Source organism: Saccharothrix hoggarensis, from assembly GCF_042678885.1.
Classification (GTDB): domain Bacteria; phylum Actinomycetota; class Actinomycetes; order Mycobacteriales; family Pseudonocardiaceae; genus Actinosynnema; species Actinosynnema hoggarensis.
The window spans coordinates 38,450-63,034 of sequence record NZ_JBHTLK010000012.1 but is presented as its reverse complement, the minus strand read 5'-3'; the positions used below and the strand labels follow the sequence as shown (position 1 = coordinate 63,034).

Genomic DNA, 24,585 nt, shown 5'->3' with positions numbered 1-24,585 from the left:
GGGCGGCTGCCGGGCGGGCGGCGCAGGCGGTCGCCACGTGCCGGTCGGCCGACCTCGACGTCCGGTTCGGCGCCGTCGGCGGCGCGGCGGGCACGACGTACCGGGAGGTCGTCCTCACCAACCGGAGCCCGTACCGGTGCGTGCTGCGCGGCTTCCCCGGAGTGTCCTATGTGGACGCCAACGGCGACCAGGTCGGCGCCGCCGCCGTGCGGTCCGGCGACCGCGGCCCGCTGCTGACCCTGCCGCACGGCGCCACGGCCACGTCGGACGTCGGGTTCGCCCAGGTCGACAACTTCGACCCGGACGCGTGCCGCAAGACGCCCGTGTGGGGCATCCGGGTGTACCCGCCGGACGAGACCGTGCCGCTGTACCTGCCGCTGGCGGACCAGCACGGCTGCGCGGGCGACGTCAGCCCGTTCGGGAATCACCTGACCGCCGCGAGCGTGCGGAGCTGAGCGCGGACCCACTCGGCCACCGCGGGGGCGTCCGGTGTGTCCACTAGGGACTGGCTGATCACCGGCAGCCCGCCGCGCATCCGGTGGGCGTCGGCCGTCATGACACCGAGGTCGGCGCCCACCAGGGGCGCGAGGTCCGTCTTGTTGATCACGAGCAGGTCGGCGGTCGTCACGCCGGGGCCGCCCTTGCGCGGCACCTTGTCGCCGCCCGCCACGTCCACCACGAAGATCTGCCGGTCCACCAGCCCGCGGCTGAACACGGCGGTCAGGTTGTCGCCGCCGCTCTCGATGATCACCAACTCCAGCCCGTCGACGCGGTGCTCCAGCAGCTCCACCGCGTCGAGGTTGGCCGTGATGTCGTCGCGGATCGCGGTGTGCGGGCACGCGCCCGTCTGCACGGCCTCGATCCGGTCGACGTCGAGCACCCCGGCGGCGCGCAGGAAGTCGGCGTCCTCGGTGGTGTAGATGTCGTTGGTGACGACGGCGAGGTTGACGCCGCCGCCGGCGGGATCGCGCAGCGCCCGGCACAGCGCGGCCGTCAGCGCGGTCTTGCCGCTGCCGACCGGTCCGCCGATGCCGAGGCGGACGGCGCGGTGGGCGTGCGGGCGCCCGTGGCCGGGCCCGTGGTCGTGGTCGTGGTCGTGGTCGTGGTCGTGGTCGTAGGGATCGTGGGGGTCGTGACCTGGGTCGGTGGGGTCGAAGTTCACCGGGTGCACGTGGTCAGCTGACAAAGAGACGCACCTCTTCTCGGTGGCGGCGGTCGTGCGACTCGGCCAGCAGGTCGAGGCCCGGCGCGCCGGGGGCGGGCAGGTCTTCGGGCGGGGTGTCGGCGTGGTCGGCGGCCGCGGCGGCGACGGCGTCGATCTCGGGCGCGAGCCGGGCCAGGACGGCGTTCACGCCGAACGGGTCGAGGCCGAGGAGCCGGATCGCGCCGGTCGCCGGGCCCGTCACCGCGTGGTACGCCACGGTCTGCGCGGCCTCGAACGGGTCACCCACGAGCGTGCCGACGATCACCGGGTGGTGCGGTCTCGGCGTCACGCGCAGCAGCTCCGCCAACGCGGGCGACGGCCACGCCAGCCGGGCCGCCCGCGCGATGCCGCGCCCCTGCACGCGGGAGGCGTTGCGCTGCGCGGGCGACGGCGTGCGGGCGTCCAGCTCGACGTCCAGCTCCGCGTACCGGCCGCGGGTGGCGGCCGACGCGAACACCGCGCCCAGCGCGCCCGCCGTGCGCAGCCTGCCGACCAGGAACGACCGCAGCCCGGCCTCGTCCGTGACGAGCCGGCGGGCGACGGCCTCCTCCAGCCCGCCCGAGTGCGCGTGACCGCCGCCGGGGAAGCGGGAGTCCGCGAGCATCAGCGCCGCGAGGTTCATCAGAACAGGAAGTAGCGCTGGGCCATCGGCAGCTCCGCCACCGGCCGCGGTTCGACCAGCTCGCCGTCGATGCGCACGGCGAAGCTGTCCGGGTCCACCCTGACGTGCGGCATGGCGTCGTTGAGGACCATGTCGGCCTTGGTGACGCCCCGCGTGTCGCCGACCGGCACCAGCGGCCGCGCCAGCCGCAGCACGTCCGCCAGGTCCGCGTCGACCGCCTGCCGCGACACGAAGTGCACGCTGCTCCGCGCCGCCGAGTGCGCGCCGAACATGGGCCGCGCGAACACGGGCTGCGGGGTGGGGATGGACGCGTTCGCGTCACCCATCGCGGCGTGCGCGATGAACCCGCCCTTCAGCACGAGCGCCGGCCGCACGCCGAAGAACTTCGGCTCCCACAGCACCAGGTCGGCGAGCTTGCCGACCTCCACCGACCCCACCTCGTGGTCGATGCCGTGCGCGATGGCCGGGTTGATCGTGTACTTGGCCACGTACCGGCGGGCGCGCAGGTTGTCCGGCAGCTCGCCGCGGACGCGCTGCATCACGTGCGCGGTCTGCCAGGTCCGGATGATCACCTCGCCGACCCGTCCCATCGCCTGCGAGTCGGAGCTGATCATGGAGATGGCGCCCAGGTCGTGGAGGATGTCCTCGGCGGCGATCGTGGTCGGCCGGATGCGGCTCTCGGCGAACGCCAAGTCCTCCGGCACCGACGGGTTGAGGTGGTGGCACACCATCAGCATGTCGAGGTGCTCTTCGAGCGTGTTGACGGTGTGCGGGCGGGTCGGGTTGGTCGAGGACGGCAGCACGTTCGGCTCGGACACCACCTGGATGATGTCCGGCGCGTGGCCGCCGCCCGCGCCCTCCGAGTGGTAGGCGTTGATCGACCGCCCGGCGATGGCGTCCAATGTGGACTCGAGGAAGCCGGCCTCGTTCAACGTGTCGGTGTGGATCGCGACCTGCACGCCGGACTCGTCGGCGACCCGCAGGCACGCGTCGACCGCGGCGGGCGTGGTGCCCCAGTCCTCGTGCAGCTTGAACCCGCCCGCGCCGCCGCGCAGCTGCTCCCGCAACGCGTCCTCGCGGGTGGTGTTGCCCTTGCCGAGCAGCAGCACGTTCACCGGCATGTGGTCCATCGACGCGAGCATCCGGCCCAGGTTCCACGAGCCGGGCGTGACCGTGGTGGCCTTCGTGCCCTCGGCCGGACCGGTGCCGCCACCGATCAGCGTGGTCAGGCCGGACGCGATCGCCGTGTCCACGATCTGCGGGCAGATGAAGTGGACGTGGCAGTCGATGCCGCCGGCGGTGAGGATCTTGCCGTTGCCGCTCACCACCTCCGTGCCGGGGCCGATGACGAGCGCCGGGTCCACGCCGTCCATGGTGTCGGGGTTGCCCGCCTTGCCGATGCCGACGATCCGGCCGTCGCGCACGCCGACGTCCGCCTTCACCACGCCCCAGTGGTCGAGCACGACCGCGCCCGTGACGACGAGGTCCGGCGCGCCCTCGGCGCGGGTCGCCACGCCCTGGCCCATCGACTCGCGGACGACCTTGCCGCCGCCGAAGATCACCTCGTCGCCCGCGCCCGCGCCGCGGCTGCGGTCCTCGGTGACCTCGATCAGCAGGTCGGTGTCGGCGAGCCGGATGCGGTCGCCCGTGGTGGGGCCGAGCAGCTCGGCGTACCGGCGGCGGCTGACGCGCGTCACCGGTCCAGGTCTCCCGCCCACTCCGGCCGCAGGCCCGGCACGCGGCGCGCGCCGGCCAGCGGGACCAGGGTGACCTCGCGCTCGACCCCCGGTTCGAACCGCACCGCCGTGCCCGCGGGGACGTCCAGCCGCTTGCCCCACGCGGCCTCGCGGTCGAACTCCAGCCCCGGGTTGACCGCGGCGAAGTGGTAGTGCGACCCGACCTGCACCGGGCGGTCGGCGGCGTTGACCACGACCAGCGTGGTGCGCGGCCGTCCGGGGTTCAGCTCGACCGGCTCGTCGCCGGTGATGATCTCGCCAGGGCGCATCGGCCGCTCCTCTGCCTCGGGCTTCACACGATCGGGTCGTGCACGGTCACGAGCTTGGTGCCGTCCGGGAACGTGGCCTCCACCTGCACGGACTCGATCATCTCCGGCACGCCGTCGAGGACCTGGGCGCGCGAGAGGACGCGCCGGCCGCTGTCCATCAGCTCGCTGACCGAACGGCCGTCCCGCGCGCCTTCGAGCACGTGGTCGGTGATCAGGGCGACCGCCTCGGGGTAGTTCAGGGTGACGCCGCGGTCCAGCCGCCTGCGCGCGACGTCGGCCGCCACGTGGACCAGCAACTTGTCCCGCTCGTGCGGCGTCAGGTGCATGTCGGTGGTCTACCACGGGAAACGCCGCGAACCCCGAGCCGAAACACGGCCTTAACGAGCCGTCACAAGGCCGTGGCCCCGGCCGGGTCTGAATCGGTTCCTTGATCGTGACCGACGACACGCGTGGCCGTGATTGCCGGCGCGGGTCCGGGGGAGCAAGGTTTCTTCAACTCTTTACTTTCGCCGAGAAGGAGCGCACAGCGTGGTGCAGACCGACGACGACGGTTTCCGGCCGGGTCTCGAGGGCGTGGTGGCCTTCCGCACCGAGATCGCCGAACCGGATCGCGACGGTGGCGCGCTGCGCTACCGCGGCGTGGACATCGAGGACCTGGCGGGCCAGGTCACGTTCGGCAACGTGTGGGCGTTGCTGGTGGACGGCCGCTTCGGCGCCGGGCTGCCGCCCGCCGAGCCGTTCCCCATCCCCGTGCACACCGGTGACGTGCGGGTGGACGTGCAGGCGGCGCTGGCCATGGTCGCGCCGATCTGGGGCTACCAGCCGCTGCTGGACATCACCGACGAGCAGGCGCGCGAGCAACTGGCGCGGGCGTCCGTCATGGCCCTGTCGTACGCGGCGCAGTCCGCGCGGGGCATCGGGCGGCCCGCCGTGCCGCAGCGGCGCATCGACGAGTGCACCACCATCACCGAGCGGTTCCTGACCCGCTGGCGCGGCGAGCCCGACCCGGCGCACGTCAAGGCGCTCGACGCGTACTGGGTGTCGGCCGCCGAGCACGGCCTGAACGCGTCCACGTTCACCGCGCGCGTCATCGCCTCCACGGGCGCGGACGTCGCGGCGGCCATGTCGGGCGCGATCGGGGCCATGTCCGGCCCGCTGCACGGCGGCGCGCCCGCCCGGGTGCTGCCGATGATCGAGGAGGTCGAGCGGACCGGCGACGCGCGCGGGTTCGTGAAGGGCGTCCTCGACCGGGGCGAGCGGCTGATGGGCTTCGGCCACCGGGTGTACCGGGCGGAGGACCCGCGGGCACGGGTGCTGCGGCGGACGTGCCTGGAGCTGGGCGCCACCCGGTACGAGGCGGCGAACGCGCTGGAGCAGGCGGCGCTGGCCGAGCTGCGGGAGCGGCGGCCGGACCGGGCGATCGAGACGAACGTCGAGTTCTGGGCCGCGGTGATCCTGGACTTCGCGCAGGTGCCGCCGCACATGATGCCCGCGATGTTCACCTGCGCCCGGACCGCCGGGTGGTCGGCGCACATCCTGGAGCAGAAGCGCACCGGCCGGCTCGTCCGGCCGTCCGCGTCGTACGTCGGCCCGAAGCCGCGCAAGCCGTCCGAGGTGGAGGGCTGGGCGCACATCGCCTGACCCGCCGCGGCCCGGTGACCAGCGTGGACGTGACGTTCCCGCTGGTCACCGCCATGCCGTCGGCCTCGGCCGGCACGGCCCGCGCCCTCCGCCGCTCCCCGTCCCGGCCCAACGGTCGGGTGTGGACTGTCCACAGCGCCCGCCCCGGTGTCCGCTCTCCGGACGTGACCAGCGACACCCGGTTGTCACTGTCCGGCCACGCGGCTGCAACACTGAGGCACCCGGCAACGGCGCCGGTCGTGCCGACCCCCTCCCCGTAACCGGAGGCTTCGCGATGACCCAGACCGCCGACCCGACCTCGTTGGTCCTGCCCTCCGACCTCCTGCCGTCCGACGGCCGGTTCGGGTGCGGGCCCTCCAAGGTCCGTCCCGAGGCCCTGGCGGCCCTCGCGGCCGAGGGCGCCGCGCTGATGGGCACCTCCCACCGGCAGAAGCCGGTGAAGTCCCTGGTCGGCTCGGTGCGCGCCGGGCTCCGGGACCTGTTCTCCCTCCCCGAGGGCTACGAGGTCGTCCTCGGCAACGGCGGCACCACCGCGTTCTGGGACGCCGCCGCGTTCGGCCTGGTGCGCGAGCGCGCCCAGCACTTCACCTACGGCGAGTTCTCGTCGAAGTTCGCCAAGGTCACGTCCGACGCGCCGTTCCTCGGTGACTCGATCGTGGTCAAGGCCGACCCGGGCAGCGCGCCCGAGATCACCTACGCCGAGGGCGCCGACCTGGTCGGCTGGGCGCACAACGAGACGTCGACCGGTGTCGCCGTGCCCGTCTCCCGGCCCGCCGGCTCCGACGGCGCGCTCGTCGCCATCGACGCCACCTCCGGCGCGGGCGGCCTGCCGGTCGACGCGGCGGACTACGACGTCTACTACTTCGCGCCGCAGAAGTGCTTCGCCTCCGACGGCGGGCTCTGGATCGCGCTGATGTCGCCCGCCGCGCTGGAGCGCGTCGCGGAGATCGGCGCGTCGGGCCGCTGGGTGCCGGAGTTCCTGTCGCTCACCACGGCGCTGGACAACTCCACCAAGGACCAGACGTACAACACGCCGTCGCTGGCGACGTTGTTCCTGCTGAACAACCAGATCGAGTGGATCTTGGGCAACGGCGGCCTGTCCTGGGCCGTCGAGCGCACCGCCGACTCGTCGTCGCGCCTGTACTCGTGGGCCGAGTCCACCTCGTACACGGCGCCGTACGTGGCCGACCCGGCCCACCGCTCGCAGGTCGTCGGCACCATCGACTTCGACGACTCGGTGGACGCCGCGGTGGTCGCGAAGGTGCTGCGCGCCAACGGGATCGTGGACGTCGAGCCGTACCGCAAGCTGGGCCGCAACCAGCTGCGCGTGGCGATGTTCCCGGCGGTCGAGCCGGCCGACGTGAGCACGCTGACCAAGGCCGTCGACTGGGTCGTCTCCCAGCTCTGACCTCTGTCCGTCGACCGGTGTGGGGCCGTCCCGTTCTCGGGGCGGCCCCACACCCGTTCCGGGCGCCGCTGCGGGAGGCCGCACCCGGCGTCGCCGCTCGCCGTCCTCGGCGGGGAGCCGCCGGGAGCACCCGGATGATCACTGACCGTGACCCGCCCGGCCCGTGGCGCGGCCCGGTCGGCGGCGCCGCGTCGGCGCAGGTCAGGCCGGACGGCGCGGCCGTCGTCGGACGGCGCGCAGGTCGCGGAGGTGAACCTTCCGGTAACGGACGTGCGGACACCGCCGACATACGGCAAGATCACACGAAGATATCGATGAACACGGCGCGTCTCCCCCGTCAAGGCGGCACGCCGCATTACCGTGAGTACCTGGCGAGGTGAGTGATCCGGGAGGCCATGATGCGAGCGTTGCGAGTCATCGGGCTCGAAGACGACGGCAAGTCCGTCATCCTCGAGGACCCGGATCGCGGCGAGCGCTTCGTGCTGCCCGCTGACGAACGGCTGCGCGCGGCGGCGCGCGGCGACCTCACCCGGCTCGGCCAGATCGAGATCGAGGTCGAGAGCCAGATGCGGCCGCGGGAGATCCAGGCGCGCATCCGCGCCGGCGAGTCCGTCGCGCAGGTCGCGGCGGCGGCGGGCCTGCCCGCCCACCGGGTCGAGCGGTACGCGTACCCGGTGCTCCTGGAGCGGTCCCGCACGGCGGAGCTCGCGCAGCGCGCCCACCCCGTCCGCGAGGACGGGCCGGACGTGCAGACGCTCGGCGAGGTCGTGGCGCACTCCTTCGGGCTGCGCGGCCAGGACTACGCGGACGTGAGCTGGGACTCGTGGCGCGGCGAGGACGGCCGGTGGGTCGTCCAGCTGCACTGGACCGCGGGCCGGTCGGACAACCTGGCGCACTGGGCGTTCCACCCCGGCGCGCACGGCGGCACGGTGACCGCGTTGGATGACGGGGCCATGGAGCTCATGGACCCGAACCCCAACCGGACGCTGCGCACGGTCCGCCCGGTGACGCAGCTGGCCCGGCAGGCGCTGGAGCTGGAGAAGGAGGCGGAGCCGGAGATCCTCGCCCGCGAGGAGCCGACCCCGCCGCCACCGCCCCCGGCGCAGGAGCCGCTGCCCGTGGTGGAGGCGGAGCCCGTGCCGGTCCCCGTGCCCGTGGCCGAGGAGCCGCCCGCGCCGGCGCCGCAGCAGCCGGCGGCCGGTGGCAAGCAGCCGCCTGCCCGCAAGGACGCGCCGCCGAAGCGCGGCAAGAAGAACCACCCGATCGTGCCGTCGTGGGAGGACGTCCTGCTGGGCGTCCGCTCCAACCGGGGCTGAACAGGGCTGTCGACAAGGGCCTCCGCGCAAGCGGGGGCCCTTGTCGCGTGGTCGTGCTCATGACCCGCCAACCCGGGACCGCCGAGGAGCACGGGCAAGGGGCGAGCGGCTGCGCCGGGCGTGAGGGGGAACCGGGGTCGGCCCGGGCACGTCGACAGGGAACCGGGGCCGCCCGCTCCGACGTCCGCGCGGCGTGATCACGAGAGGTCGAGGCCATGAGGCGAGGCACGAGGCGGCACGGCGTGGCGGCGGCCGTGGGCGGAGCGGTCGGCCTCGGCTGGTGGCTGTACTTCCGGGTGCCCGAGGAGGTGTGCACGCCGACCTCGTACGGGTGCGGGTTCATCGCCGTGGTGCTGCTGCCGCTGCTGCCGTTCGTGAGCTGGCTGGCGGCGTGGGCCGCGCTGCGCCGGCTGCGCGTCGACCGGCCCGGCATCACCGCCGCGGCCGGGCTCCTGGTGGCGCTGCTCGTCGTCGCGGTCGTCACGGTGATCGACACCAAGCGGCTCTACACCGGCCCGGACGTGCCCGGGTACCTGTCGTTGACGGCGATGGGCGCGCTGTCGTTCCTGGTCGGAGCGCTGCTCACGCACCAGCGGGTTTACCGCGAGTGATCAAGCGGGTACTCGGCCGCCATGCTGGGACGAGTGGTCGTCGGGGCCGTGCTGGGCGCCGTCCTCGGCGCGACGTGGTGGGGCGTGCGCGAGCTGATCGCGTCCGGGGCCGTCTGCTCCAAGGACGACTGGGACTGCCTGGCCATGGGCCTGTTCGCGATGCCGGTGAGCCTGGTCGTCGGACTGCTCGTCGCGTGGGTCGTGCTGCGGGCCGCCCGGCAGGACCGGCCGCTCGGGTACGCGGCGGTCGGCGTGACGTTCACCGCCGTGCTCACCCTGCTGACGGTGTGGGTGTCCGTGCCCGCCGGGTCGGTCTGGGCGGGCGTCATCGGGTTCGTGCTGGCCGCGCCGGTGACAGCGCGGCACCCGGTCGGCCACACTGCTGCCCGTGACTGACACCCCGCGCCGCACGGCGGGCGGCTTCGCGCTGAAGGTGCTCCTGCGCGTCGTCGTGTCGGCCGCCGTGGGCGCCGCGCTGCTGCTCGCGTGGATCCAGGCCTACCAGGCCGGTGTGCTCGACCGGGTGGCCAACGACACCAGCCTGGGCGAGTTCGTCCTGCTCGTCGTCGTCGGGCTGCCGGTCGCGCTGCTGGTGAGCGCGTTGCTGGCGGGGCCGCTGCTGTGGCTGCTGAAGGTCCGGCCGGTGTGGCCGATCGTGCTGATCGGGCCGATCCTGCTGGGCCTCGCGCACTGGTTCAAGCTGCCCGAGGAGTTCTCCGGGCTCGGCGACAGGTGGACCGTGCTGGTCCTGCTCGCCGGCGCGAGCTACGGCCTGGCCGGGCTGCTCACCGCGCCCACCCTCCTGCGCCGGAAGTAGTCACCCCGGCTGCGGCACGGCGTCCAGCAGCGCCTCGTCGAACCCCTCGAACCGGCACCACCCGGCCGCCTCCGCACGGCTGATCGGCCGCGCGCCCTCGGGCCGCGCGCCGCCGACCACCTCCCAGCCGTCCGGCGCGAGCAGTTCCAGCCGCCCGCCGCGCACCGCCAGCAGCCTGCCGCGCGGGAACGCCATCGTCGGCTCGGCCCGCAGGAACCGCACCTCCACCTTGACCTCCACCTATGTCGAGCTTGCAGGGTCGGACGGGGGAAAACCGGATGCCGATCGTCGGTCCACCTTCGTACCGTCAGGGTGGACCGGAGGGGGACTCGTGTCTGAAGAACGTACTTCCACGGCCGCGACGCTGCGCAGGCTGTGGCCGTACCTGAAACCCGTGCGCGGGCCGGTGGGGTTGGCCATGGCGGCCACCATGCTGGCGATGATGTGCGGTCTCGGCATCCCGCTGATCACGCAGCGGATCGTGGACGGCCCGATCGCCGACCGCGACCTGGGCGCGTTGCCGCTGCTCGTCGGCGTCGTCGTGCTGCTCGGCTGCGCGGAGGCCGCGCTGTTCTACGCCCGCCGCAAGCTGATCGCCGGGCCGGCGTCGGACGTCGAGGCGCGCATGCGGGCCGAGCTGTACCACCACCTGCAGGACCTGCAGGTGGCCTTCCACGACCGCTACCAGTCGGGGCAGCTGCTGTCCCGCGCCACCACCGACCTGACCCAGGTGCGGCGGTTCGTCGGCTTCGCCGTGATCTTCCTGGTCGTCAACACCCTGGTCGTGCTGACCGGCCTGGGCGTCCTGTTCGCGCTGTCGCCCGCGCTGGGCCTGATCGTGCTGGCGAGCACCCTGCCGCTGCTGGCGCTGTCCTACCTGTTCGAGTCCAAGTTCAAGGTCGTCGCGCGCCGGGCGCAGGACCAGTCCGGCGACCTCACGACCGTCGTCGAGGAGTCGGTGCTGGGCATCCGGGTCCTCAAGGCGTTCGGCCGCGGACCGCACCTGACCAGGCGCTTCCTGCGGCAGGCGCGGGAGCTGCGGGACACCGAGCTGGCCAAGGTGCGGATCTTCGCCGCCCTGTGGGCGGTGCTGATCGTGCTGCCCGAGCTGGGCATCGCGGGCCAGCTGGCGTTCGGCTCGATCGGCATCGCGAACGGCACGGTCACCGTCGGCACCCTCGTCGCGGCCATCACGGTGAGTGCTTACCTGCGCTGGCCGATTGACTCGATCGGGTGGTTGTTGGCGGAGACGAACTCGACCGCGTCCGCGCTGGAGCGGTACTTCGAGGTGATCGACGCCGAGGTGACCGTGACCAACCCGGCGAACCCGAGGCCGCCCGTCACGCCGGTGCGCGGGCACGTCCGGTTCGAGGGCGTCCGCTACCGGCACCCCGGCGCCGAGCACGAGGTGCTGCGCGGCGTCGACCTGGACATCCGGCCCGGCGAGACGGTGGCGCTCGTCGGCGCGACCGGCTCGGGCAAGACCACCGTCACCGCGCTCGTGCCGCGCCTGGCGGACGTCACCGGCGGCCGCGTCACCCTCGACGGCGTCGACGTGCGCGAACTCGACCTCGGCGAGCTGCGCCGGGTCGTCGGCACGGCGTTCGAGGAGCCGATCCTGTTCTCCGCGAGCGTCACCGAGAACGTGGCGCTCGGCGCGCGGGACGTCGGGGAGGAACGGGTCCGCGAGGCGTTGAAGGTCGCGCGGGCCGACGAGTTCGTGAACGCCCTGCCGTGGGGCCTGGACACCCGGATCGGCGAGCAGGGCCTGTCGCTGTCCGGCGGGCAGCGGCAGCGGCTCGCGCTGGCGCGGGCGGTCGCCGGGCACCCGGCGGTGCTGGTCCTCGACGACCCGCTGTCGGCGCTCGACGTGCACACCGAGGCGGAGGTGGAGGCCGCGCTGCGGCGCGTGCTGAAGGACGTCACGGCGCTCGTCGTCGCGCACCGGCCCAGCACCGTCCAGCTGGCCGACCGGGTGGCGATGCTCGTCGACGGCCGGATCGCCGCGACCGGCACGCACGCGGAGCTGCTGGCCGACAACGAGGACTACCGGAACCTGCTGGCCACGATGGACGACGAGGAGGTGGCGGCGTGACGACCACCGAACCGCAGCCGACGACCGGCGAGGAGGCGTGGCGCGGCGTCGCCGCCGAGGACGTCGAGGACGTCGACCGCGCCACCGGCGTGAAGCTGCAGGCCCGGTCGCGGCGGCTGCTCGGCGAGCTGCTGCGGCCCCACACCAGGGCCGCGGTGCTGGCGCTGGTGATCGTGGTGGCGGAGAACCTGGTCAACCTGGCCGGTCCGCTGCTGATCGCGGCGGCCATCGACGCCGGGGTGCCCGCCGCGCTGGACGGCCGGCCGGACACCCTGGCGTGGTGCGTCGGCGGGTACGTGGCGGCGGCGATCTCGGCGACGCTGCTGCGCTGGTCGTTCGTCCGGCTCACCGGCCGGATCGGCCAGGACGTGCTGCTGGTGCTGCGGGAACGCGTGTTCCGGCACGTGCAGCGGCTGTCCGTCTCGTTCCACGAGAAGTACACGTCCGGCAAGGTCATCTCCCGCCTGACCAGCGACGTCGATTCGTTGCAGGACCTCCTGGAAGAGGGCCTGGACGGGTTCTTCACGTCGATGCTGTCGCTGCTCGGCATCTCCGCGGTGCTGCTGTACCTCGACGTGCCGCTGGCGCTGGTGGTGCTGTCCGGGTTCGTGCCGCTGGTCCTGCTGACCCGCTGGTTCCGCCGCCGCTCCGGCCGCGCCTACCGGCACACCCGCGGCGCGATCGCGAAGATCATCGTGCAGTTCGTGGAGACCATGAACGGCATCCGCGCGGTGCAGGCGTTCCGCCGGGAGCGCCGCAACGAGCAGATCATGGGCGAGCTGAACGGCCGGTTCCGGGACGCCAACACCGACGCGATGGGCGTCATGGCCGCGTTCACGTCCCTCGTCCGGGTGATCGGCAACCTGTCGTTGGCGATCATCCTCGCGTGGGGCGCCCTGCGGGTCGCGGACGGGCAGCTGGAGCTGGGCGTGCTGGCCGCGTTCACCCTGTACGTGCGCCGGTTCTACGACCCGTTCGACCAGCTCGCGATGTTCGCCAACGCGTACGCGTCCGCGACGGCGGCGCTGGAGAAGATCTCCGGCCTGCTGGAGGAGGAGCCGGACGTGCGGGAACCCGAGGAGCCGACGCCGCTCGGCGACGTGCGCGGCGCGGTCCGCTTCGACCGGGTCGGCTTCCGGTACTCGGACACGACACCGGTGGTGCTGCCGCCGTTCGACCTGAGCGTGCCCGCCGGGCAGACCGTGGCGCTGGTCGGCTCGACCGGCGCGGGCAAGTCCACGCTGGCCAAGCTGGTGGCCCGGTTCTACGACCCGACGACGGGGGCGGTGCTGCTCGACGGGGTCGACCTGCGGTCCGTGGCGGACGAGGACCTGCGGCGCGCGGTCGTCATGGTGACGCAGGAGAACTTCCTGTTCGACGGGTCGGTGCTGGACAACATCGCGCTCGGCCGGCCGTCCGCGACGCGGGACGAGGTCGAGGCGGCGGCCCGCGCGGTCGGCGCGGACGCGTTCGTCCGGACGCTGCCCGAGGGCTACGACACCGACGTGCGCAAGCGCGGCGGGCGGCTCTCGGCCGGGCAGCGGCAGATGGTGGCGTTCGCGCGGGCGTTCCTGGCCGACCCGGCGGTGCTGGTGCTGGACGAGGCCACGTCGAGCCTCGACGTGCCGACCGAGCGGGCGGTGCAGGACGCGCTGGAGACCGTGCTGGCCGAGCGGACCGCGTTCATCATCGCCCACCGGCTGTCGACCGTGCTGATCGCCGACCGGGTGCTGGTGCTGGACGGCGGCCTGGTGGTGGAGGACGGCACGCCGGAGGAGCTGATCGGCGGACGTGGCCGGTTCGCCGCCCTGCACACCGCGTGGCGCGACTCGTTGGCGTAGTGGGCGATCCCCGCTGGCCGGCGGCCCCCGTTCGGATCTCCGTTCGGGGCCGCCGGTCTTCGGTCGTCGGTCGTCGGCCGGCGTTCGTAAGCCGTCGGTCAGAGGAGCGTGGTGAGGAGGAGGGAGAGCCAGGCGGCGAAGACACCCGCGACCACGCCGTAGGCGACCCAGCGCCACACGGGCACGTTGCGGGCCAACCACACGGACGGGGCGATGCCGCCGACCACCAGGACGTTCGCCAGCAGCGCGAGCCACTGGCTGGTCTCGCCGAGCCCCACCGACAGGGTGTACACGGTGAACGTGACCACCGCCGCCGTGATCAGGCTGACCGTCAGGCCGGTGCCCCACGGAGTCGGCTCCGGCGGTTCGGTGTCGCCCGTCTCCTCGGTCCCGTCGCCCTCGTCGGACGGCTCGTCGAGCACCTCGACGCTCCCGAGCCCGTCGTCCGCGTCCGCAGTGGGCTCCGGCACGTCCACGGTGACCAGTTCACCGGTCACCGGGTCGGTGTAGCGCACGGGCGTGCCCATGTCGGCGGCCACGCGGCCCGCCAACTGGCGCCCGCGCCTGGTCACGAGGGCGCTCGCCGCGCCGTCGGAGGGCGTGTCGGTGCGCAGCACCGCGTCGGCCACCTTCGCCCACTCGTGCAGCGCGTCGGCGAGCCCGGCGCCGAGCGGGAGGGTGTGCGGGTCGACTTCCCGCTCACCCGCGTCGTCGCGGCCCGCGAGCACAGCCCGGCCGTCCTGGACCCGCAGTTCCACCTACGTCCTCCTCTGCTCGGTGAGAACGTAGCGGTTCAGGCGATCGCGTAGAAGGCGATCGCGCCCGCGGTGGCCACGTTCAGCGAGTCGACGCCCTCCGCCATGGGGATGCGCACGGCCACGTCGGCCGCCGCGATGGCCTCCTCGGTGAGGCCCGGCCCCTCCGACCCGAGCAGCACGGCGACCTTGCGCCCGCGCAGCCCCGCGTCCGCGAGGTTCTTCGAGTCGGCGCGGGGCGTGAGCGCGGCGACCGTGAAACCGTTGTCCCGCAGCAGGTCGAAGCCTTCGGCGAGGTTCGGCAGCACGGTGAACGGCACGCGCAGCACGTGCCCCATCGAGACGCGGACGCTGCGCCGGTACAGCGGGTCGCTGCACCCCGGGCCCAGCAGCAACCCGTCGATGCCGAGCGCGGCGGCGTTGCGGAACAGCGAACCCAGGTTCTCGTGGTCGCCGACGCCTTCGAGCACGGCGAGCCGCCGTGACGACGCGATCAGGTCGGCCGCGGCGGGTTGCGGCGCGCGGTCGGCGGCGGCCAGCACGCCCCGGTTGAGGTGGAAGCCGACCACCTCGGCCATGACCTCCGCCGAGGTGACGTAGGCGGGCGCCGGGAGGTCGCCCAGGGCCTCGATCCGGCGGCGCACGCCGAGGAGCCCTCGGACCGGGTACGGCGACGTCAGGAGGCGTTCGACGACCACCACGCCCTCGGCGATCACCAGCCCCCGGCCGCCGGGGCGGTCCGGTCGGCGGTCCGCGGTCGACAGGTCGCGGAAGTCGTCCAGCCTGGGGTCCGCCGGGTCGTCGATCTCGATCACGCCCGCAGTGTCCCACCTTCAGGGAAAGTGAACTCTCCTCACAAGTTTCCGGACGGGCGCACATGCCCCACAACCAGCATCTTCTCGCTGATTGTTACCGCCATGTGACAGAGAGCACCGATTTGGGCGCTGGCGGGCAGGTGGTTGCTGTGTCACGGTTGGCCTCCGCTAAGCCCGCCGGAGCAGCCCTTACCGATTGGGAGGCGGCATGGGTACGGATGTGTCCAGTCGGACGTTCACCAGAGAGGACCGCCAGCGCTATCGCGAGCGCATGCAGCGGTGCATGGACGCGCTGGGAACCATGCTGGTGGAGGACAGTTTCTCCTTCCCGCGGCAGCAGATGGGGCTGGAGATCGAGCTGAACCTCGTCAACGCCGACGGTCGGCCGGCGATGGCCAACAACGAGGTGCTGGAGAAGATCGACGACCCGTCGTTCACGCTCGAACTCGGCCAGCACAACCTGGAGGTCAACGTCCCGCCGCGCGAACTCGCCGGCGACGAGACGCTGGACCTGGAACGGGAACTCGTGTCGACGCTCGCGTCGGCCGACGACAAGGCCCACGACGCCGGGACGTCCATCGTCATGATCGGGGTGCTGCCGACGTTGCGGCAGGAGCACTTCGACCGGCGGTGGCTCTCCACCCAGCCCCGGTACACCACGCTGAACGACCAGATCCTCGCGGCGCGCGGCGAGGAGGTCGTGCTGTCGATGGAGGGCTCGCCGCTGCCGGGGCGTGCGGGCGAGAAGCTGTCCAGCTACGCCGAGTCCATCATGCCGGAGGCGGCCTGCACGTCCGTGCAGCTGCACCTGCAGGTCGCGCCGGACGACTTCGCGGCGCACTGGAACGCGGCGCAGGCGTTGGCCGGGGTGCAGGTGGCGATCGCGGCGAACTCGCCGTTCCTGCTCGGGCGGGCGCTGTGGCACGAAACCCGCATCCCGCTGTTCCTGCAGGCCACCGACACGCGCACGCAGGAGCTGACGAACCAGGGCGTCCGGCCCAGGGTGTGGTTCGGCGAGCGGTGGATCACGTCGATCTTCGACCTGTTCGAGGAGAACGTGCGGTACTTCCCGGCGTTGCTGCCGGAGACGGGCGACGAGGACCCGCTGGACGTGCTCGGCGCGGGCGGCACGCCGTCGTTGACGGAGCTGCGGTTGCACAACGGCACGGTGTGGCGCTGGAACCGGCCGGTGTACGACGTGGTGGACGGCGTCCCGCACCTCCGCGTCGAGAACCGCGTGCTGCCGGCCGGGCCGACGGTGCTGGACACCATGGCCAACGCGGCGTTCTTCTACGGCGCGCAGCGGGCGCTCACGACCCTCGAACGTCCTTTGTGGAGCCAGATGTCGTTCCACGCGGCGGAGGAGAACCTGTACGCCGGGTCGCGGCACGGGATGGGGTCGCAGCTGTACTGGCCGGGGGTCGGCTGGGTGCCGCCCGACGAGCTGGTGCTGCGGCGGCTGCTGCCGTTGGCGCACGAGGGGCTGCGCGCGTGCGGCGTGTCCGACGAGGCGCGCGAGCGGTACCTCGGGGTGATCGAGGCGCGGTGCCTGGCGCGGCGCACCGGTTCGCAGTGGCAACGCGACACGGTCACCCTCCTGGAGGACAGGGGAGCCGACCGCGACACCGCCCTCACCACCATGCTGACCCAGTACGTCGAACTGTCACACGCCGGTGAACCCGTCCACACCTGGCCCGTAGGCCCCTAACTCCCGCCCCGCTCCCGTCCCCGCCCTCACTCCGGCGGGAGCGCAGCCTCGGCGGTGGGCGCTCCGCTCGATCGGACCGAGGTCGGGCGCGCTGCCCAAGCTAGCCCTGACTGGCCGGCTTGGGCCGGCTAGCGCTGACTGGCTGGCTTGGGATGGCTAGCGCGGGCCAGTAGGTGCGGGGCTGGCGGCCGTCGGGCGCGACGGTGGCCAGCGCGGGGCGCGACGGTGGCCAGCGCGCGGACGCGGGCGGCCCCGATCGGCTCTGCTCCGCTCCGGGTCGTCCAGCTCCGGGTGTGCCCGGCTCCCGGTGCGGACGGCTCCGGGGTCGGGCGGTTCCAGGGTCGAGAGGCTTCGGGTCGTCCTGCTCGGCTCGGGCGGCGGCGTCCTGACGGTCGGCCCGAGCGCTGCCTGTCGGTCGGAGCGCTGCCTGTCGGTCGGAGCGCTGCCTGTCGGTCCGAGCGCAGGTCCGGTCACGAGCACGGTGGGGGCCGGGGCGGCGCGCCTTCATTTTTCCGGCAACGTTTTCGACGTTTCCATTCATACCCGCCGCCGGACGGTTAACGCGTTCGGGTGATCTTCCCGTTCGCCCAACCGCCCACCAGTCCAGCCACCGCTCACACACCCGCGTCAGCGGCGACGGCCGGCCTTCAGCGGTGCGACGTCGGCGCCGTCGTGGGAGCTGCGGCACTCGTCGGGCGTCACCGCCTCCACCGCGAGGGTCAGCATGCCCTTAACGCCGGTGTAGATGCTCTCCCCCGCGGACGCCAAGGAGGTGTGCACGCGGTTCGAGTCGGAGAAGTCGCGGTCGTCCTTCGTCCGCTTCTTGCCCGCCTCCTCCGGCTTCGTCGCGCTGCGCAGGTTGACCTCCAGCCACGCCGCGACCTCCGCCGGAGTGGTCAAGACCTCTTCCGGCGTGCGCTCCAGGCGCTCCTGCCGCGGGGACGCGTGGTCGAGGGACGTGTGCTCCACATAAGCGTGCCAATGCGTGTTGCGCAGTGACCACGTCTGCTCAACCGGCCAGTCCTCCTCGGTGCCCATGCGCCTATCTTGCCAGGCTCCGCACGTCCAAGGTGTGGTCAACCCCCACCGCCGAAGCCAACCTCCGATCGTGGGTGACGAGCAGCAGCGTCCCCCCGTAGCCCTCCAACGCCTGTTCGAGCTGTTCGATCGCGGCCACGTCGAGGTGGTTGGTCGGCTCGTCGAGCACCAGGCACGTGGTGCCGCGCGCCTGCAGCACGGCCAACCCGGCCCTGGTCCGCTCCCCCGGCGACAACGACCGCGCGGGCCGCAGCACGGCGTCCGCGCCGACCCGGAACTTCGCCAGCAACGTCCGCGCCTCGACCGCCGCGAGGCCGGTGAGGTGGGTGACGACGTCGAGCACGGGCGCGTCGGTGGCGAAGTCCGCGCGCACCTGGTCGACCTCGCCGATGACGACGGCTGGCCCCTCGCTGCGTTCCCCCGCGTCGAGGGGGAGCCTGCCCAGCAGCGCTTCGAGCAGCGTGGACTTGCCGGACCCGTTGGGGCCGGTGATGCGCCACCGCTCCCCCGCGCCGACGGTGAGGTCGATCGGGCCGAGGGTGACGTCACCGCGGCTGACGACGGCGCCGCGCAGCGTGAACGCGACCTGGCTGCCGCGCCCCGCGGTCGGCAGGGTGAGCCTCAGCTCCCACGGTTCACGGGGCTCCTCCACCTCCTCCAACCGCTCCAGCGCACGCTCCACGGTGGACGCCTTGGCGCCGAGGTTCTCCGCGCCCTGCTTGCCGAAGAACTTGATGAACTTGTCGCTCTCGTCGGACTTCGCGTTGCGCCGCACGCCGGCGCGGGACCACTCGCGGGCCTGCCGGGCACGGTGCGTCAACGCGTCCCGGCGCGCCGCGTACGCCTCGTACTCCTCCCGCGCCCGCCGCCGGGCGTTGGCCTGCTCCTGCACGTACGCGTCCCACCCGCCGCCGAACACGGTGACGCCGTGGGTGAACTCGTCCAGTTCGGCGATCGCGGTGGTGGTGCGGGCGAGGAACTCGCGGTCGTGGCTGACGAGGACCATGCCGGCGCGGCTGCGCAGGACGTGGGACTCCAGCACCTCCAGTCCTGCGAGGTCGAGGTCGTTGGTCGGTTCGTCGAGCAGCAGCACGTCGGCGGTAGTGAGCAGCACGGCGGCGAGGCGCAGTCGGGCCGCTTGGCCGCCGGACAGCTGGACGGTGCCGCGGTGGTCGGCGCCGCGGTGGTCGAGGAGGGTGGCGGGCAGGCCGAGGCGGTCGCAGACCTCGTCGGCGCGTTCGGCGAAGTCGGCCGCGCCGGACGCGGTCCACACGTCGAACGCCCGCGCGTAGGCGTCCTCGGCGCCGGGCGCGCCTTCGGTGAGGGCGACCGTGGCGGCTTCGAACTCGCGGACGGCGTCGGCGACGCCGGTGCGGCGGGCCAGGTGGTCGCGCAGGGATTCGCCGGGCCGCAGCCCGGTTTCCTGGGTGAGGTGCGCGACCGTGCCGCGGGCGGTGACGGTGCCGGAGTCGGGGGTCAGCTCGCCGGAGAGCACGCGCAGCAACGTCGACTTGCCGACGCCGTTCGGCGCCACCAGACCTAGGCGTTCACCTGCGGGAACATCGAGATCAACCTCCGAGAGCACGAGCCGGGGACCGAACGACAGCGTCACGTTCCTGGCTGTCAACACGGTCCGATCGTGGCAGGAACGTCCGGCGAAGGCACCTCAGTTTTGCCCGTGCGCGTGGGCGCGCGGGCACGTGGGCACGTGGGCGACTTCACGCCGGCGGAGAGGCGACTTCGCGCCGGGGAGTGGGCGGCGAACCGATCCGGCGAGGCGGCGACCGGCACGACGAGGCCCCACCGACCCGGCGGTACGACCGGGAGGCGGGGCCTCGTCTGTTCCCGAACTGACTGCCGCTCCCACCACGAAGCGACGCCACTTAGGTTAGCCTAACTTCTCCTGCGGCACCAGTCCGTCTCACCAGACCGCGCGCGACCAGCTCCACGACCACCGCGATCGCCACCGCCTCCACCGCCAGCAGGCCCAGCAGCACGACGAGCTGCAACGCCCCCGCCTGCCACACCGGCGCGCCGCCGAGCAGCATCCCGACGAACGCCCCCGGCAACGTCACCAGGCCGACGGTCCGGGTCTGGTCGAGCGCCGGGATCAGCGCCTCGGCGGCGGGTCGGCGGATCAGCTCCCGCACCGCCACGGGCTCGGTGAATCCCAGCGCCAGCGCGGCCTCGTACTCGCCGTGCCGGTCCCGCAGGGTGTCGAGCGCACGGCGGACGGACAGCGTGGTGGCGGTCATCGCGCCGCCGATCAGGATGCCGCCCACGGGCACCAGAGCGATCCCCCGCAACGGCACGAGACCGGTGACCACCAGCACCGCGACCGCGGGCACCGTCCCGGTGAGGATCGCGGCGGCGACCCACACGCCACGGCGGCCAGTCTTCGTGCGCGCGGCGGACGTACCCGTCGCCACGGCGGCCATCAGCACGAGGAACGCCGCCGTCAGCGGCAGCGACGCCAGCACCACCGCGATGACCGCCGACACGGCGGCCAGCTGCGCCGTCGCCCGCACGGCCGCGCGCGCCACGGGTCTCGGCGACGCCAGACCGGCCCACCACACCACCGCGCCGGCGGCGAGCGTGAAGATCAGGCAGACGACGAGCAGCCGGACCCAGTCCGTTGCGATGACCACCGGGCCATTGTCAGACGCGGGCGCGGCGGCGCAGCCCGAGGCGGTGGGTCGGCAGGGTGACGCCTCCTCGCCGGGCCAGCACGATCCCGCCGACGACGGCCGCCACGATCGACACGAGCCCGCCGAAGACGATGGGCGCGCGGGCGGTGAAGTGCTCGGCGAGCCAGCCCATGACGGGGCCGCCGACCGGCGTGCCGCCGAGGAAGACCAGCATGTAGAGGCCCATGACGCGGCCGCGCATCTCGGGCGCGACGGCCAGCTGCACGGTCGCGTTCGCGGTGGTCGTGAACGTCATCATGCCGATGCCGACCGGGATCAGCATCGCCCCCGTCAGCCACATCGTGGGCATCAGGCCGGCCGCGACCTCCAGCACGCCGAACGCCAGCGCGCCGATGATCAGCAGCCGGAGCCGCGGCTTGCCGCGCGTGCTGCGGCGGGCGGCGAGGGTGGCGCCGGCGAACGTGCCGATGGCGAGCATCGTGGACAGCAGGCCGTACGCGTCGGCGTCGCCGCCGAACGTGTTGCGGGCCAGCACGGCGAGGGTGACGAAGAAGTTCAGCCCGAACGTGCTGATGAAGAACACCAGGACGAGCAGGATCACGAGGTCGGGGCGCTGCCGCACGTACCTCAGGCCCTCGCGCAGCTGGCCCTTCTCGCGCGGCACGGGTTCGGCCCGGTGCAGCTTGGCGGGGTTCATCAGCAGCAGGCCGAGCAGGACGCCGGCGAACGTGACGGCGTTGATGACGGACACCCAGCCGGTGCCCATGACGATGATCAGCACGCCGGCGACGGCGGGGCCGACCATCCGGGCCAGGTTGAACGTCATGGAGTTAAGCGCGACGGCGTTGGCGAGCTGGTCGCGGCCGACCATCTCGACGACGAAGCTCTGCCGGACGGGGGTCTCCACGGCGCTGACCGCGCCCATCACCAGGCACAGCGCGTAGACGTGCCACAGCTGCGCGACGCCGGTGACGTCGATCAGGCCGAGGGCCAGCGCGCACAGCGCGAACGCGCTCTCCAGGACCAGCAGGAGCTTGCGCTTGTCCATCCGGTCGGCGAGGACGCCGGCCCAGAGGGACAGGAACAGCGTCGGCGCGAACTGGAGGGCGGCGGCGATGCCGAGGGCGACGGCCGAGCCGTCGGACAGCTCCAGCACCAGCCAGTCCTGGGCGACGCGCTGCATCCACAGCCCGATGAGCGAGACGACCTGGCCGGACGCGTAGAGGCGGTAGTTGCGGACGCGGAGGGAGCCGAACATGCGGGAGCGCTTCGGCGGCGGCGGCGCGGGTGCGGCTGTGTCGCGATCGACCTGATCCGTCTCTGCCCCACCCGCGTACGCCGGCACGTCGTTACTGCCCCGCCATCCTGTCGATGATCTCGGCGGCGCGCGACAGCACGCCCCGTTCCTCCGGTGTCAGCTCGGCCAGCCGCTTGTCCAGCCAGGCTTCGCGGGCGGACACCTCTTCGTTGATGTAGGCGAACCCCGCCTCGCTCAGCTCCACGATGGCCTGGCGGCCGTCGGTGGGGTGGGGGCGGCGCGTGGCGAAGCCGTACTCCTCCAGTGCCGCTATCACCCTGGTCATCGACGGTGGCTGGACGCCTTCCTTGGCGGCCAGCTCGCCCGGCGTGAGCGGTCCGCACTTGTGCAGCGTGGACAGCGCGGACACCTGGGTGAGCGAGATCGCGGAGTTCACCCGCTGCGCGCGGAGCCGGCGGGTCAGCCGGACCACGGCCAGTCGCAACCGACTGGCCAATCCGACTTCCGACTCGCTCTCCGCCACGTAGTTAGCATACCTCACGATCTCGACGCCCATCATGTGAAGTTGCCCTCTCAGCCGGCGAGGACGGCCTGGATGGGGCCGATCGCGAAGTAGACGACGAACGCCGCGGCCACGATCCACATCAGGGGGTGCACGCTGCGCGCCCGCCCGGTGAGCGCGCGCAGCACGACGTAGCTGACGAAGCCCGCGCCGATGCCGTTGGCGATGGAGTAGGTGAACGGCATCACGACGATCGTGAGGAACGCGGGCAGGCCGACGGAGAAGTCGGTGAAGTCGATCTCCTTGATCTGGATGATCATCAGCGCGCCGACGATGACCAGCGCGGGCGCCGCCGCCTCGATCGGCACCACCGCGTACAGCGGGGTGAGGAACATGGCCGCGAGGAACAGCAGGCCGGTGACGACGTTCGCCAGGCCCGTCCGCGCGCCCTCCGCGATGCCCGACGCCGACTCGATGTAGACGGTGTTGGACGACGAGGACGCCGCCCCGCCCGCGACCGCGCCCACGCCGTCCACGAACAGCGCCTTCGACACGCCCGGCAGCCGGCCGTCCTTGCCGATGAGGCCCGCCTCCTTGCCGAGGCCGGTCATGGTGCCGACGGTGTCGAAGAAGTCCGTGAGGACCAGTGTGAACACGAGCAGCGCGGCCGTCAGCGCGGGCACGCGGGTCCACGCGCCGAACGAGACGTCACCCAGGAGCGACAGGTCCGGCAGCCCGAAGACCTGGTCCGGCAGCGCGGGGTAGCCGAGGTTCCAGCCGGCCGGGTTGACGCCCTTGGACGGGCCGGCCTCGACGATGGCCTCGATCACGATGGACAGCGCGGTCGCCGCCAGCACGCCGATCAGGATCGCGCCCTTGACCTTGCGGGCGACGAGGATGCCGGTGAGGACCAGGCCCACCACGAACACCAGCGTCGGCCACGACGCGATCGACCCGTTGATGCCCAGTCCGACCGGGACGGTCGTGCCCGCCGCGTCCGGCAGCCGCCGCACGAAGCCCGCGTCGACCAGGCCGATGAAGCAGATGAACAGCCCGATGCCGACCGCGATGGCCGCCTTCAGCTCCGCCGGCACCGCGTTGAAGACGGCCGTGCGGACGCCCGTGACGACCAGCAGCAGCACCACGAGGCCGTTGACGACGACCAGGCCCATCGCCTCGGGCCACGACATCTGCGGGACGATCGTGACGGCGACGAACGAGTTGATGCCCAGGCCCGTGGCCAGCGCGAACGGGTAGTTGGCGACCAGTCCGAAGAGGATCGTCATGACGCCCGCGACCAACGCCGTGACCGCCGCGACCTGCGGGATGGTGAGGATGTTGCCGAGGACGTCGACCTTGGCGGACGGGTCGTCGGCGGCGAAGCTGCCCAGGATCAGCGGGTTGAGCACGACGATGTAGGCCATCGTCACGAACGTGACCAGCCCACCGCGCACCTCGCGTCCGACGGACGAGCCGCGGGCGGAGATCTTGAAGAAGGCGTCCAGCTTGGAGCGGGCCGGCCCGGCGGCGGGTGTCTCGGCGGCGGGGGTGTCGGCGGTGGCCATCTCATCTCCTCGGTCAGGGCGGTCGGGCAGGTACAGCGGTGGTGCGGGTGGTTGCCCGGCCGGGGTCGGGCGGGTGGAGCCGGGCCGAGCAGGCCGGGTGGTGCTGGGCCGAGCAGGCAGAGCGTGCCCCACCCGTGTTTCGGGCAGGTAGCCTGCCCGACGTGGCCGAACAGGACGCAACACCCCTCCCACCCCCGCCGCCGCTACCCCCGAAGCTGGCCGACCCCGTGCCCGCGATCGCGGTGGGGACGGGCCTGTGGGTGCTGGCGTTGGCAGGCGTGCTGCTGTTCCGCCGGGACGACACGATCCTGGTGTGGACGTGCCTGTCCGGCGGCGTGCTGGGGATCATCGGCTACGGCATCTTCACGTGGCAACGTCGAGCCGCCCGGCGCGGCAGCCGCACCGCCCAGCAGGGCTTGGACTGAGCGGTCGGCCGGGCCGTCCGGCATTCCCAACTCGACGACCGCAGGCGGCAGCCAGGCAAGCGGGCACCGCGGGCGAGCGGGTGGCGCCTGGGCGGGGCGCTTCGGCGGTGCGGGCGGGTCGCGGTCAGGTCGTCGTGGACGGTGCGGGCGTGGCGTCGGCGGTGCGGGCGTGGCGTCGGGCGGCGTGGCGTCGGGCGGCGTGGCGTCGGGCGGCGTGGCGTCGTGGAGCGGTGGCAGGGCCGTGGCGGACTTTGGGCACGTGACCGAGCCGTGAGCCTGGACGGGGCCGGTGGCGCCGCGCCTCCATTTTT

General features: G+C 73.0%; 25 protein-coding genes. 11 read left to right on the top strand and 14 right to left on the bottom strand.

Translation table 11 applies throughout. The features are described 5' to 3' along the window. Nucleotides 1-455, top strand: a 455-nt coding sequence (locus tag ACFQ3T_RS04785) for a DUF4232 domain-containing protein (protein ID WP_380720168.1), incomplete at its 5' end; no start/stop codon positions are given. Here the strand turns inward: ACFQ3T_RS04785 and ureG are convergent. From ureG to ACFQ3T_RS04760, 5 genes are read right to left on the bottom strand one after another with little or no spacing between them, the layout of a single operon-like run. Further along, a complete protein-coding gene (gene ureG / locus ACFQ3T_RS04780) occupies nt 425-1,171 on the bottom strand; it encodes an urease accessory protein UreG (protein ID WP_380720176.1) in 747 nt (248 codons plus the stop codon). The two genes, ACFQ3T_RS04785 and ureG, sit on opposite strands and share 31 nt — an antisense overlap. 4 nt (nt 1,172-1,175) lie before the next feature. Beyond that, nucleotides 1,176-1,826 carry an urease accessory protein UreF gene (locus ACFQ3T_RS04775; protein WP_380720166.1) on the bottom strand — a complete coding sequence of 217 codons (651 nt, stop codon included), beginning with the start codon at nt 1,824-1,826 and terminating at the stop codon, nt 1,176-1,178. Next, the gene (locus ACFQ3T_RS04770) at nt 1,826-3,523 is read right to left on the bottom strand and encodes an urease subunit alpha (protein ID WP_380720164.1); all 1,698 of its coding nucleotides are present in this window, start codon (nt 3,521-3,523) and stop codon (nt 1,826-1,828) included. Before ACFQ3T_RS04770 ends, ACFQ3T_RS04775 begins: the two co-directional genes overlap by 1 nt. After that, complete coding sequence (locus ACFQ3T_RS04765) at nt 3,520-3,831, bottom strand: urease subunit beta (protein ID WP_380720162.1); 312 nt, start codon at nt 3,829-3,831, stop codon at nt 3,520-3,522. Before ACFQ3T_RS04765 ends, ACFQ3T_RS04770 begins: the two co-directional genes overlap by 4 nt. Nucleotides 3,832-3,854: 23 nt before the next feature. Beyond that, a complete protein-coding gene (locus ACFQ3T_RS04760) occupies nt 3,855-4,157 on the bottom strand; it encodes an urease subunit gamma (RefSeq protein ID WP_380720160.1) in 303 nt (100 codons plus the stop codon). A 202-nt stretch (nt 4,158-4,359) separates the two neighbouring features. Here ACFQ3T_RS04760 and ACFQ3T_RS04755 point away from each other — a divergent pair, with 202 nt between their 5' ends. The 6 genes from ACFQ3T_RS04755 to ACFQ3T_RS04730 all read left to right on the top strand — a co-directional run bounded on the left by ACFQ3T_RS04755 (nt 4,360) and on the right by ACFQ3T_RS04730 (nt 9,624). After that, nucleotides 4,360-5,472 carry a citrate synthase 2 gene (locus tag ACFQ3T_RS04755; RefSeq protein ID WP_380720158.1) on the top strand — a complete coding sequence of 371 codons (1,113 nt, stop codon included), beginning with the start codon at nt 4,360-4,362 and terminating at the stop codon, nt 5,470-5,472. Nucleotides 5,473-5,746: 274 nt separating this feature from the next. Continuing rightward, nucleotides 5,747-6,880: a phosphoserine transaminase gene (gene serC, locus ACFQ3T_RS04750; protein WP_380720156.1), complete on the top strand. Its 1,134-nt coding sequence runs from the start codon at nt 5,747-5,749 to the stop codon at nt 6,878-6,880. A gap of 398 nt (nt 6,881-7,278) precedes the next feature. Then, on the top strand, nt 7,279-8,196 hold the full coding sequence (gene sepH, locus ACFQ3T_RS04745) for a septation protein SepH (RefSeq protein ID WP_380720154.1): 918 nt from the start codon (nt 7,279-7,281) through the stop codon (nt 8,194-8,196). Nucleotides 8,197-8,411: 215 nt separating this feature from the next. Continuing rightward, entirely contained in the window at nt 8,412-8,807 is a 396-nt protein-coding gene (locus ACFQ3T_RS04740; protein WP_380720152.1) for a hypothetical protein, read from the top strand. 21 nt (nt 8,808-8,828) lie between these two features. Then, a complete protein-coding gene (locus ACFQ3T_RS04735; RefSeq protein ID WP_380720150.1) occupies nt 8,829-9,203 on the top strand; it encodes a hypothetical protein in 375 nt (124 codons plus the stop codon). Next, nucleotides 9,196-9,624: a hypothetical protein gene (locus tag ACFQ3T_RS04730; RefSeq protein WP_380720147.1), complete on the top strand. Its 429-nt coding sequence runs from the start codon at nt 9,196-9,198 to the stop codon at nt 9,622-9,624. Before ACFQ3T_RS04735 ends, ACFQ3T_RS04730 begins: the two co-directional genes overlap by 8 nt. Here the strand turns inward: ACFQ3T_RS04730 and ACFQ3T_RS04725 are convergent, their stop codons facing one another. Beyond that, a complete protein-coding gene (locus ACFQ3T_RS04725) occupies nt 9,625-9,864 on the bottom strand; it encodes a hypothetical protein (RefSeq protein WP_380720145.1) in 240 nt (79 codons plus the stop codon). 91 nt (nt 9,865-9,955) lie between these two features. Between ACFQ3T_RS04725 and ACFQ3T_RS04720 the strand changes: the two genes are divergently transcribed. Together ACFQ3T_RS04720 and ACFQ3T_RS04715 are read left to right on the top strand one after the other, a co-directional pair. Then, a complete protein-coding gene (locus tag ACFQ3T_RS04720; RefSeq protein WP_380720142.1) occupies nt 9,956-11,719 on the top strand; it encodes an ABC transporter ATP-binding protein in 1,764 nt (587 codons plus the stop codon). Then, nucleotides 11,716-13,560, top strand: a complete 1,845-nt coding sequence (locus ACFQ3T_RS04715) for an ABC transporter ATP-binding protein (RefSeq protein ID WP_380720141.1) — start codon at nt 11,716-11,718, stop codon at nt 13,558-13,560. The genes ACFQ3T_RS04720 and ACFQ3T_RS04715 overlap by 4 nt, the downstream gene beginning before the upstream one ends. Nucleotides 13,561-13,658: 98 nt before the next feature. Here the strand turns inward: ACFQ3T_RS04715 and ACFQ3T_RS04710 are convergent, their stop codons facing one another. Then, a complete protein-coding gene (locus tag ACFQ3T_RS04710; protein ID WP_380720140.1) occupies nt 13,659-14,318 on the bottom strand; it encodes a DUF2537 domain-containing protein in 660 nt (219 codons plus the stop codon). A 35-nt stretch (nt 14,319-14,353) separates the two neighbouring features. After that, entirely contained in the window at nt 14,354-15,130 is a 777-nt protein-coding gene (locus ACFQ3T_RS04705) for a TrmH family RNA methyltransferase (RefSeq protein WP_380720138.1), read from the bottom strand. Between the two features lie 208 nt (nt 15,131-15,338). On the opposite strand from ACFQ3T_RS04705, the gene ACFQ3T_RS04700 reads away from it, so the two are divergent. Then, nucleotides 15,339-16,838 carry a glutamate-cysteine ligase family protein gene (locus ACFQ3T_RS04700; RefSeq protein ID WP_380720135.1) on the top strand — a complete coding sequence of 500 codons (1,500 nt, stop codon included), beginning with the start codon at nt 15,339-15,341 and terminating at the stop codon, nt 16,836-16,838. Between the two features lie 627 nt (nt 16,839-17,465). Here ACFQ3T_RS04700 and ACFQ3T_RS04695 read toward each other — a convergent pair. From ACFQ3T_RS04695 to ACFQ3T_RS04670, 6 genes are all read right to left on the bottom strand, one after another. Beyond that, nucleotides 17,466-17,876: a hypothetical protein gene (locus tag ACFQ3T_RS04695; protein ID WP_380720133.1), complete on the bottom strand. Its 411-nt coding sequence runs from the start codon at nt 17,874-17,876 to the stop codon at nt 17,466-17,468. A gap of 4 nt (nt 17,877-17,880) precedes the next feature. Beyond that, nucleotides 17,881-19,506, bottom strand: a complete 1,626-nt coding sequence (locus tag ACFQ3T_RS04690) for an ABC-F family ATP-binding cassette domain-containing protein (RefSeq protein ID WP_380720130.1) — start codon at nt 19,504-19,506, stop codon at nt 17,881-17,883. A 253-nt stretch (nt 19,507-19,759) separates the two neighbouring features. Next, the gene (locus ACFQ3T_RS04685) at nt 19,760-20,524 is read right to left on the bottom strand and encodes an ABC transporter permease (RefSeq protein ID WP_380720128.1); all 765 of its coding nucleotides are present in this window, start codon (nt 20,522-20,524) and stop codon (nt 19,760-19,762) included. Between the two features lie 10 nt (nt 20,525-20,534). After that, on the bottom strand, nt 20,535-21,782 hold the full coding sequence (locus ACFQ3T_RS04680) for an MFS transporter (protein ID WP_380720126.1): 1,248 nt from the start codon (nt 21,780-21,782) through the stop codon (nt 20,535-20,537). Between the two features lie 91 nt (nt 21,783-21,873). After that, entirely contained in the window at nt 21,874-22,338 is a 465-nt protein-coding gene (locus tag ACFQ3T_RS04675; protein WP_380720125.1) for a MarR family winged helix-turn-helix transcriptional regulator, read from the bottom strand. 17 nt (nt 22,339-22,355) lie between these two features. Continuing rightward, nucleotides 22,356-23,849, bottom strand: coding sequence for an NCS2 family permease (locus tag ACFQ3T_RS04670; protein ID WP_380720123.1), 1,494 nt, complete (start codon nt 23,847-23,849; stop codon nt 22,356-22,358). Between the two features lie 161 nt (nt 23,850-24,010). Between ACFQ3T_RS04670 and ACFQ3T_RS04665 the strand changes: the two genes are divergently transcribed. Then, nucleotides 24,011-24,274 (top strand): DUF2530 domain-containing protein, encoded by a 264-nt coding sequence (locus ACFQ3T_RS04665; protein WP_380720121.1) that lies wholly within the window; start codon nt 24,011-24,013, stop codon nt 24,272-24,274. Nucleotides 24,275-24,585: the final 311 nt, after the last annotated feature.